The 8010-nt window shown below is 69.7% G+C and carries 6 protein-coding genes; 5 read left to right on the top strand and 1 reads right to left on the bottom strand.

Annotated features, from left to right (window positions below; translation table 11 throughout):
* Positions 1–397, bottom strand: a 397-nt coding sequence (locus FL344_RS27135; protein WP_305021774.1) for an RIO1 family regulatory kinase/ATPase, incomplete at its 3' end; no start/stop codon positions are given.
* 306 nt (positions 398–703) lie between these two features.
* On the opposite strand from FL344_RS27135, the gene FL344_RS27130 reads away from it, so the two are divergent.
* The 5 genes from FL344_RS27130 to FL344_RS27110 all read left to right on the top strand — a co-directional run bounded on the left by FL344_RS27130 (position 704) and on the right by FL344_RS27110 (position 7976).
* The gene (locus FL344_RS27130; RefSeq protein WP_141620573.1) at positions 704–1393 is read left to right on the top strand and encodes an EF-hand domain-containing protein; all 690 of its coding nucleotides are present in this window, start codon (positions 704–706) and stop codon (positions 1391–1393) included.
* Positions 1394–1435: 42 nt separating this feature from the next.
* Positions 1436–4270: a response regulator gene (locus FL344_RS27125; protein ID WP_141620572.1), complete on the top strand. Its 2835-nt coding sequence runs from the start codon at positions 1436–1438 to the stop codon at positions 4268–4270.
* Positions 4271–4393: 123 nt separating this feature from the next.
* Positions 4394–5812 (top strand): glutathione-disulfide reductase, encoded by a 1419-nt coding sequence (gene gor / locus FL344_RS27120; protein ID WP_141620571.1) that lies wholly within the window; start codon positions 4394–4396, stop codon positions 5810–5812.
* 83 nt (positions 5813–5895) lie between these two features.
* The gene (locus FL344_RS27115; RefSeq protein ID WP_141620570.1) at positions 5896–7191 is read left to right on the top strand and encodes a nucleotidyltransferase domain-containing protein; all 1296 of its coding nucleotides are present in this window, start codon (positions 5896–5898) and stop codon (positions 7189–7191) included.
* On the top strand, positions 7188–7976 hold the full coding sequence (locus tag FL344_RS27110) for a nucleotidyltransferase domain-containing protein (RefSeq protein ID WP_194863272.1): 789 nt from the start codon (positions 7188–7190) through the stop codon (positions 7974–7976). The genes FL344_RS27115 and FL344_RS27110 overlap by 4 nt, the downstream gene beginning before the upstream one ends.
* Positions 7977–8010 lie beyond the last annotated feature (34 nt).

Genomic DNA, 8010 nt, shown 5'->3' with positions numbered 1-8010 from the left:
TGAGCGTCTCGTGGGCTCGGAGATTGTATAAGAGACAGTCCATGAGGAGGATGCCCTCGTAGAACAGCACCGGCGTGGGCACGCGCACCCCTTGGGCGTGCAGCTTGTAGAGCGAGTCAGACTCCGCGCTCTTCCAGGCGTCCTCGGCGGCGTTCTGGCCGAAGCGGCTGCCCTTCTCCATGGCGCGGCGCGTGCGCGAGTTGCGCACCTCGCGGCCTTCCCGGTAGCCCGCGTTGTTGCGGAAGTTGCGCTCGTGGCGCTCCTTGTACAGCTTGGCCGCGACCACCTGGCCGGCATGCTGGACCAGCCATACCTCGGCCTCCTTGCCCGTCTTCAGCTGGCCGATGATGGCTTCGATGATGCCATCGGCCAGGAGGGTCTCTAGCGAGTCATTCATTCCGACGCGGGGTTCCAGTGGGGGCCGGGCAGGATTGGCGGCGCAGTAGCGAGCGTGCGGGCGGCCCTGTTCGCGGCGCACGGCGGCATGTGAACATCTCGCGGGCCCTTCTTGCTACCAACACAGTGCGGCAAGCAGTCAAGAAGGCTGGCGGACGGCCTGCTAGCAGTTTGCCTCCCGGGGTTCCAGGGTAGCCTGGGCTTTGAATGCGCGGGGTGGGTCATCTTGGACCATGTTTTGGGCTTGATTCCAGGCCCTCCCCACGGTCCGCGTTCGCCAGGGGACGGAGGCCGCACCCCATAATGGGTGGGTTGGGGCGCGCGCCGATGCTTGGACCCGAACGAGGGAGCGCTACGATGCGCGCCGTCCAGGGAGGGGTTCATCATGGCGACGAAGTCACGCAAGACGGCTGTTGCGAAGAAGTCATCCCGGCGTACCGCGACGGCGAAGAAGGCCACGCCGAAGAAGGCGGCTGGCAAGGCGCGCGGCGCGAAGAAGACCACCGCGAAGAAGAAAACCACCACGAAGAAGACGACGGCGAAAAAGACCACGGCGAAGAAGGCGGCGGCGAAGAAGGCCCCCGCGAAGAAGACGACGGCGAAGAAGGCAGCGGCCAGGAAGCCCCCCGCGAAGAAGGCCACCACGCGCAAGGCGGCGACGCGGCGGACCTCCAAGTCCCGGCGTGAGCGGCCCACGACAGGGGCGCCCTTCGTCGAGCAGGTGGAGACGACGTCCGCGGGGCTCCAGCCCCTGGCGCCCGTCCACGCCGCGGTGGACGAGTTCACCAGCTCCGGCGACGAGGTGCTCGACATCTTCCAGCGGTACGACCGCGACCGGACCGGCACCATCGACCGTGCGGAGTTCGCGCGCTTGCTGGAGGCGCTGGGGCAGAACATCTCCGACGAGGAGTTGGAAATCGCCGTCGACATCGTCGACACGGACCGCACCGGGAAGATTTCCTGGAACGAGTTCAAGGCCTGGTGGAACAGCCGCTGACGGCTCGTCGCAACACCGACTTGGTCCGCGCGCGCGTCTGGCATGATGCGGTCCGAGCGGGCCTTCATTCTCGTGGCAGGGGGAAGGGTGGCTGACCTGGCGTCAAGCGCACATGCAGCGATTTTCGAGCACTCGCGGGATGGGGTGCTCGTGCTGGATGCTGGGCAGCGCATCGTGGAGGTCAACCGCGCCGCGGAACGCATCTTCGGGCCGCGTGGCAGACTCGTGGGGCAGCCGGTGGGGCTGCTCCTGCCCGGCTGGCGTCCTCCCGAGCCCCGGGTTCCCGCCGATGCCGCCCTACGCGAGACGGAGCTGGCTGGACATCGCCCGGGCGGCTCCGGCCCCGCGCACTACCTGCGGGTGGTGACGCTGCCCCTGTCCGGAGAAGAGGACGGGGGCTGGGTCTTGCAGCTCCATGACATGACGGCCCGCCTGGAGGTGGAGGCCTCGCTCCGGCAGCAGAAGGAGTTCTTCGAGGCGGTGGTCATCAACAGCCCGGTGGCCATCATCACCATCACCCGCCAGTTTCGCGTGCTGTCGTGGAACCCCGAGGCCACGCGCCTGTTCGGATATTCGCCAGCGGAAGCGCTCGGCAAGCACATCTTCGAACTGGTCGCCACCGAGCCCACCGTCCTCCCGGAAGCGGAGCAGGCGTCGCGCGAGGTCGTGCAGCGCGGGCGGCTGCGCTCCGTCACCCGGCGGGTCCGCAAGGATGGCAGCGTGGTGGACGTGGAGCTGCGGGCGCTGCCGGTGTCGGTGGGCGGGCGGCAGCTCGGCTTCATCGCCATCTACCACGACATCACCGACCTCGAACGGGCACGCAAGGCGGCGGAGGCGGCCAATCAGGCCAAGAGTCTGTTCCTGGCCACCATGAGCCACGAAATCCGCACGCCGATGAACGCCATCATCGGCATGACGGGCCTGCTCCTGGACCGGGCGCTGACGGAAGAGCAGCGCGACTTCGTCGCCACCATCCGGCAGAGCAGCGAGGCGCTGCTGACGTTGCTCAACGACGTACTGGACTTCTCCAAAATCGAGGCCGGTCGCTTCGAGGCGGAGCTGCGGCCCTTCGACTTGCGCCAGTGCGTGGAGTCCGTCCTGGACCTGATGGCCGTGCGCGCCAGCGAGAAGGGGCTGGACCTGGGGTGTGACCTCGCGCCGCATCTGCCGCAGATGCTGGTGGGCGATGCGTCGCGCCTCCGCCAGGTGCTGCTCAACCTGGTGGGGAACGCGCTCAAGTTCACCGAGCACGGCGGCGCGGTGGTGAGCGTGGAGGGATTGGCCCTGGGCGGCGCGGAGGGTGCGGCGGACTGGGAGCTGACCTTCAGCGTGCAGGACACCGGCCCCGGGATTCCCGACGACCGGCGCACCGGGCTGTTCCAGCCGTTCAACCAGTTGGATGCCTCCGTATCGCGGCGCTTTGGTGGCACGGGGCTGGGGTTGGCCATCTCCAAGCGGCTGGTGGAGGCCATGGGCGGCACCATCTGGGTGGAGAGTGAGGGCGTGCCCGGACAAGGCACCACCTTCCGCTTCACCCTGCGCGCCCAGGCTGCGCCACAGGCCTACGCGGTGCAGCCGCGCCAGGAGCAGGGGCTACTGCAGGGCCGGCGCGTGCTCGTCGTGGATGACAACGCCCTGTTTCGCAGGTTGCTGGGCCGGCAGCTCCAGGCGTGGGGCCTGGTGCCCGTGGAGTCCGCGTCGGGGATGGAGGCGCTCGCCCAACTCGAGGCGGGGGCTTCGTTCGACGCGGTGCTCATCGACCACCACATGCCGGGGCTGGATGGCACCGCGCTGGCCGAGCGCATCCGGCAGCGCGATGAGACGCGGGCCCTTCCCCTGGTGCTGGTGTCGACGCCGGGCCGGCGGGGCAATCCCCCCGAGGGCCTGTTCGCGGCCGTGTTGTCGCGTCCGCTGAAGGACTCGCAGCTCTACGACGCGCTGGTGTCGTGCTTCTCGCAGCACCTTCCCCAGCTCCCGGAGCCCCGGCAGACGCGGCCCTCGCAAGCGGGGCCCTTTCCGGAGGAGCGGCCGGGGGACACCGTGCCGCTGGACATCCTCCTGGTGGAGGACAACGCCACCAATCAGAAGCTGGCGCTGCTCGTGCTGGAGCGGCTCGGCTACCGCGCTGACGTGGCGCTGAACGGACGCCAGGCGCTGCAGGCGTTGTCCCAGAAGCGCTACGACGCGGTCCTCATGGACCTGCAGATGCCGGAGATGGACGGCCTGGAGGCCACGCGCCGCATCCGCCAGGAACTGCCGCCCAAGGCGCAGCCCTGGGTCATCGCGATGACGGCCAACGCCATGGACTCCGACCGGGAGCAGTGCTTCTCGGCGGGCATGGATGACTTCCTGGGCAAGCCCATCCGCGTGGAGGCGCTGACGGCGGCGCTGCTGCGCTGCCAGCCCCGGCGTTCGGAGGTGGCGCCGGAGCGGCGGGTCGCGAGCGGCGCGGTCGCGCTGACGCCGCTGCAAACAGTCATGGAAGGCCTGCCGGACGCGGCGCGCATCCCGGGCCTGGAGTCTGCCGCGCTCGCCCGGCTGTGGGCGGAGCTGGGGGCGCAGGCGGCGCAGATTCTCCCCGAGCTCATCGACACCGCGCTGCACAGCATGCCGGCGCTCCTGGAGGACGCGTACTCGGCGCTGGTGCGTGGGCACGCGGACGACCTGGGCCGGGCGGCGCATACGCTCAAATCGAACGCGGCCTGGTTCGGCGCCAGCGCACTGGAGTCGCAGGCCCGCGACATCGAATTGCAGGCGGACTCCGGGCTGCTGGAGGACATGCCCGAGCGGCTCGAGCGGTGCCGGGCGGAGCTGGAAGTGACGCGGCTCTTGCTGGGCCGCCTGCGGGACAGCGTCCTGGCCCTGTCCGGCGCTTGACACGCGGCGAGTGGGGCGACCCGGATTACGCGGCGGAGGCGCACGTCGACCGTGCGCGACGCCCCATCCGAGCGCTATCTCTTCAGGCTCATTCGCGAATGCCACCGAGGAGAGTCAAAACGCATGGCCCGATACGACTTCGACCTGTTCACCATTGGCGGCGGCTCTGGCGGTGTGGCGGCCAGCCGCAGGGCCGGGGCACACGGGGCCCGGGTGGCGCTGTGTGAGGACCGCGACGTGGGCGGCACGTGTGTCCACCGTGGCTGCGTGCCCAAGAAGCTCCTGGTGTACGGCGCGCACTTCCGGGAGGAGTTCCAGGACGCGGAGGGCTATGGCTGGACGGTCCAGGAGCCGCTGTTCACCTGGAGCAAGCTGCTGGCCGCCAAGGACAAGGAGTTGGACCGGCTGCGTGGCGTGTATGCGCGCCTGTTGCGCGACTCGGGCGTGACGCTGCTGGAAGGGCGCGGGCGCGTGGTGGACCCGCACACGGTGGAGGTGGCCGGAAAGCTGTACACGGCCGAGCGCATCCTGATTGCCACCGGCTCGCGGCCCTACCTTCCGCCCGACATCACCGGCATCGAGCACGCCATCACCTCCGATGAGGCGCTGTCCTTCCCCGAGCTGCCCCGGCGGCTGGCCGTCGTCGGGGCCGGGTACATCGGCGTGGAGCTGGCGGGCGTCTTCCACGGGCTGGGCTCCAAGGTGACGATGTTGATTCGCGGCGCCAGCGTGCTGGGCGGGTTCGATGACGACGTCCGCTCCTTCCTCACGGACGAGATGCGCAAGAAGGGCATCGAGCTGATGACGGACACCTTCATCCGGGACATCGAAAAGCGCGCCGAGGGTGGGGTGAGCCTGCTGACGGGAGGGGGCGAGACGGTGGAGGCGGACGCGGTGCTGTTCGCCACCGGGCGCGTTCCCAACTCGGGGGGACTGGGACTGGAGGAAGTGGGAGTGACACTGGACGCGCGCGGCGCGGTGGTGGTGGACGCGTGGTCCCGCACCTCGGTGGAGAGCATCTATGCGGTGGGCGACATCACCGACCGCATCAACCTCACGCCGGTGGCCATCTCAGAAGGGCGTGCCCTGGCGGAGACGCTCTTCAACGATAACCCGACGCAGATGGACCACTCCAACGTACCGTCGGCTGTCTTCAGCCAGCCGCCCGTGGCTTCCGTGGGACTGACGGAGCAGGAGGCGCGGGAGCGCCATGGGAAGCTGGACATCTACGTCACCAGCTTCCGCCCCATGAAGCACACCCTGAGCGGGCGCAACGAGCGCACCATGATGAAGGTGGTCGTGGAGCGCGAGTCCAACCGCGTGCTCGGCTGTCACATGGTGGGGGCGGACGCGCCGGAAATCATCCAGGGACTGGCGGTGGCGGTGAAGTGTGGCGTCACCAAGAAGCAGCTCGATGCCACCGTGGGCATCCACCCCACCGCGGCCGAGGAGTTCGTCACCCTGCGCGACAAGCGGCCGGACCCTGACGAGCGGCTGGCGGCGGAGCTGGGCCGTGATGCGGCGGCGTCTACCCGGCGCTGAGGCCCGCCTCGGGTCGGGTCAGGGGGGCACTCGTCCCGCCGTCCCTGGGCGGCTTTCGCACTGATTCGAGAGGTGACGACCCCATGAGTGATTCATCGACGGAGGCTCCCTCCCCGGGCGGCGCGCGCATCCGGGGGCTGGAGCAGGTGGACCGGTTGTCGGTGCCGTTGCCCCACGGCACCGAGGTGACGACGCGCGTGGAGCGCCTGGCCTCGGGAGGCCGCCGCATTCCGCAGGGCGTCGTGGGCCGTGTGGTCCGCGCGCATGACGGCGGCTTCGACGTGCAGATTGTCGGCGTGGGGGAGGTGTGGTTCGCGCGGGACGAACTGGTGCCCCGGCGCCCGGGGCAGGTGCAGTTCGCCCAGCGCCGCGAGGCGGCCTGGAGCGCGCTGACGCCGTGTGTGGTGCTGGAGACGCGCGTGGGCAGCCATGCATGGGGGCTCGCCGACGAGCGCTCGGACGTGGATGTGCGCGGCGTGTTCGCCTTGCCGCTCCCCTGGCGGTTCGGACTGGTGGACGCGCCCAGGGATTTGGTGAGCGCGGATGGCAGCACCACGTACTGGGAGGTCCACAAGGCGGTGGAGCAGGCGCTCCGCGCGGACCCGAACACGCTGGAGACGCTCTTCGTGCCGGGCGCGAAGGCGTTGGACCCGGTGGGCGAGTGGCTCCTGGCGGAGCGCGACGCCTTCGTGTCCAAGGCCCTGTTCGGCAGCTTCGGGCGTTATGCCATGAGCCAGCTCGACAAGCTCACGCGCAGCCAGCGACTGGCGGAGCATCGGGACCTGCTGCTCGAATGGCTGTGCGAGGAGCCCGCGCCGGACCTGGACGAGGTGGCGCGCCGGCTGTCGGCCGTGTCGCCCCGCGAGGCGCCGTCGGCGCAGGACGCGCTACTGGCGGCGAAGACCTACGTGAAGCAGCTCTATCGCTCGCTCTGGGACCAGGGGCTGCTGGCGGCCAACGACTTCAAGGCGCTCACCGCCTATGCGCGAAGCGGCGGTCAACGGCCTCCCTCCGCGCGCGAGCTGCGCCCGAAGAACGCCTACAACCTGCTGAGGCTGGTGGCCACGGCGACTGGATGGCTGCGCGAGGGCACGCCCGTCTTCGAAGCCTCTGGCGCACTGAAGGCGCGGCTGCTGGACATCAAGGCGGGCCGCGTGCCGCTGGAGGACGTGCTGCGGGACGCGGAGGCCCTTGCGCCGGACCTGGAGGCCGCGCACCGGGAGAGCCGTCTGCCGGAGCATCCGGACTTCGAGCGCGCGGACCGGTTGCTGCGGCGCGTGGGCGAGGAGCTGGCGCGGCGCTGGGTGCTGAAGGAACCCGGGCCGCTGGGACGTGACGCGCCGGAGGCCCCGGCCATGGGGTGGAGGGATTCGGAATGAAGGGCACCTTGACGGAACATCAACGCGCGATGGCGGACCGGGTGCTGGATGAGGAGTCCCGGCACCGCACGCATCTGGTCGTCTCCCTGTCCGGAGCGCACGCCTATGGCTTCCCCTCGCCGGACAGCGACCTGGACCTGAAGTCCATCCACGTCGCGAATACCGCGGCGTTGTTGACGCTGCAGCCCGTGCACGTCCCCACGGAGCGACTGGAGGTGCTGGAGGGTGTGGAGGTGGACTACTCGTCCAACGAACTGCTGCCGGTGCTCCAGGGCATCCTGCAAGGCAATGGGAACTACCTGGAGCGGGTGCTGGGGGCCATTCCCCTGCGCGTGTCTCCGGAACTGGAGTCGCTGCGTCCGCTGGTGCGCGCGGTGCTGTCGCGCAAGATGTACCGGCACTACAACGGCTTTGCCCAGGGACAGCTGCGCGAGTGGGAGAAGAGCGGCTTCCGTTCGGCGAAGCGGCTGCTCTACGTGCTGCGCACCACGTTGACGGGGACCCATGCGCTGCGGACCGGCGTGGTGGAGACGGACGTCACGGAGCTGCTGTCGCAGTACGGCTTCGCGGAGGCCCATGCCCTGGTGGAGCAGAAGCTGCGCGGGGAGAAAAGCGAGCTTCCGGAGGCCCTGAGCGAGCGGTGGCGCGGTGAGGTGTCCCGCGCATTCGAGGTGCTCGAAGCCGCGCGGGCGGACTCGGTGCTGCCCGAGTCTCCGCCCGACGAGGCCGTGGCCGCGCTGGAGGCGTGGATGCTGGACCTGCGGCGGAGGCGCTTCGACGGATAGCCGCTGGTTCAGGGGGCCAGCGCCGCCCGGATGA

It is taken from the genome of Myxococcus sp. AB036A, from assembly GCF_006547355.1.
Lineage (GTDB): Bacteria > Myxococcota > Myxococcia > Myxococcales > Myxococcaceae > Myxococcus > Myxococcus virescens.
Note: the sequence above shows the minus strand (reverse complement) of the source record. Positions and strands in the feature narration are given on the sequence as shown.

Bases quoted from the DNA above. Each gene is read 5' to 3' on its own strand.
- FL344_RS27115 (WP_141620570.1), top strand. From the start codon at position 5,896: ATGAGTGATTCATCGACGGAGGCTCCCTCCCCGGGCGGCGCGCGCATC.
- FL344_RS27125 (WP_141620572.1), top strand. From the start codon at position 1,436: ATGATGCGGTCCGAGCGGGCCTTCATTCTCGTGGCAGGGGGAAGGGTG.
- FL344_RS27110 (WP_194863272.1), top strand. From the start codon at position 7,188: ATGAAGGGCACCTTGACGGAACATCAACGCGCGATGGCGGACCGGGTG.
- gor (WP_141620571.1), top strand. From the start codon at position 4,394: ATGGCCCGATACGACTTCGACCTGTTCACCATTGGCGGCGGCTCTGGC.